This window comes from Lapidilactobacillus mulanensis, from assembly GCF_003946215.1.
In the GTDB taxonomy this organism is placed as follows: Bacteria; Bacillota; Bacilli; order Lactobacillales; family Lactobacillaceae; genus Lapidilactobacillus; species Lapidilactobacillus mulanensis.
In genome coordinates, this window is sequence record NZ_RHOW01000093.1 from 1 (window position 1) to 2066 (window position 2066).

A 2066-nucleotide genomic window follows, 5' to 3' on the forward strand; every position below is an offset into this window, starting at 1 on the left:
AATAACTATATTTTAGAAGCAATTTTAAAGGCGGTGTTCACCGATGATCATTGATCAACGGCAAATTCGCCAAGTCTATTTAGTGTGCGGTAAAACAGATCTTCGCCGCGGCATCGACGGTTTAGCCGGCGTTGTTCAAGATCAATTTGAATTGGATCCTTATAATCAGGCGCTCTATTTATTCTGTGGTACTAGGAAAGACCGCTTTAAGGCGCTCTACTGGGACGGTGATGGCTTTTTATTACTTTACAAACGAATTGAAAATGGGCGGTTACAGTGGCCGACTAATCAGAATGCATTACGCAAACTGAATGCCAAACAATTGCGGCGATTACTCAGCGGTTGGTCGTTAGACGCCACTATTCATAAAACATGTCCACCTGGACATGAAAAATAACTATTCAAGCTAAAGGAGACGTGGTAAACTCAATTCATAAAATACGGACTGAGTAGGTGGGCTAATGACCCCAGAAGAAGAAATTGCGGCGTTACGCAAACAGGTGGCCGAATTGACAGAGATGGTCGCATACTTGACGAAAAAACTTTATGGTCAAAAATCAGAACAAATGGACCCTAATCAGCTGTCTTTACTGGAAGGTAATGACGGTGTTTTTAGCGCGCCAGAGCAAACTGGCCAACAAAGCAGCGCCACAGATCAAGTACCGGCAAAGAAAAAGCGTAAAAAAACCCGGCAAGAAAGCTTAAGCCGCCATTTGGCGGTTAAAGAAACAATGATTGATTTAACTGGCCAACAGTGTGACCAAGGTCATAAGCTAACCAGCGTTGGCAAAAAGTTTGTCCGTGAAGAACTGCATTTTATTCCGGCTAAACTCTATCGTGAGCGTATTTATACGCGCACCTATAAGTGCCTTGAATGTGAACTAGAAGATGGGATTGCGCATTTAATTCAAGCGCACACACCAGCAGCTTTAATTCCGCATAGTCTCGCTTCAGCTTCGGTGGTTGCCGAGATCATCTGTCAAAAGTTTATCTTAGGTACGCCGTTATATCGGCAATTACCCAACTGGAAGCGACTAGGTATCGCACTTTCAGAAGCCACGGCGACCAACTGGATCATTAAATCAAGTCAAATGGTTGCGCCAATCTACGACCTATTGTGGCAAGCAATCAGCGCGCAGCGCTATTTGCAAGGTGACGAGACCCCAATTCAAGTACTACGTGAATCAGGTAAAGCCGCAACCGCAAAATCCTATATGTGGGTGGCCCGAACGGTCAAACAATGTCCCCAGCAAATTATTTTATATGCTTATAGCAAGACACGTTCAGGCACCTTCGCCCAAAAATTATACCAGAACTTCACTGGTATCCTACAGTGCGATGGTTATGCCGGCTATAACTTGTTAGCAAACAGTGTGACTCGGGTCGGTTGTTGGGCCCATGTGCGGCGTAAGTTTTACGATGCCGCCCAAGTTAACGGTAAAACAGTAGCAAGTGTCCCCCTGACATTGATCGATGAGATGTTTGCCCATGAACGACAATGGCAGCATTTTTCCCCGCGCGTGCGGCGGCGTAGACGACATAGTCAGATTCGCAAGCTACTTAAGCGCTTCTGGAAATGGATCGCTTCGGCACAGGTACTACCTAAATCACGTTTAGGCAAGGCAATCACTTACGCCGTTGATCAAAGGCCGACCTTAGATCGGTTAATCAATATTGGCATGATGGACTGGAGCAATAATGCTTCTGAACGCAATATGAAGCGTCTTGTGATCGGCCGAAAAAACTGGCTTTTCAGTACGAGTCCAGCCGGAGCCAGATCAACCGCCATTTGGCTAACTTTAATTGAAAGTGCCAAGGCCAACGGCATTGATCCACGAGCTTACATTACTTATCTGTTAAAAGAACTGCCGCAACAACCAGATTTCGCCGATCCGGCGCAGTTAGCGTTTTATTTACCATGGCATTATCCAGGTGCTCGGCATCAAAATAAAAAAACAACGGACAAGCATCAAGCTAAAAATGCCGCCTAACAAAAGACAACCAGATTTCTCAAAATCGAGAAGTTTGGTTGTCTTTTTAAAACGGGTGATTATTTACCGCTTACA

At 45.1% G+C, this 2066-nt stretch carries 2 protein-coding genes; both read left to right on the forward strand.

Annotated elements, in window-relative coordinates:
* Positions 1-43 precede the first annotated feature (43 nt).
* Complete coding sequence (tnpB, locus tag EKM67_RS10590; protein WP_010011941.1) at positions 44-397, forward strand: IS66 family insertion sequence element accessory protein TnpB; 354 nt, start codon at positions 44-46, stop codon at positions 395-397.
* Positions 398-461: 64 nt separating this feature from the next.
* Positions 462-1991 carry an IS66 family transposase gene (gene tnpC, locus EKM67_RS10595; RefSeq protein ID WP_164506656.1) on the forward strand — a complete coding sequence of 510 codons (1530 nt, stop codon included), beginning with the start codon at positions 462-464 and terminating at the stop codon, positions 1989-1991.
* The last annotated feature ends 75 nt before the right edge of the window (positions 1992-2066 follow it).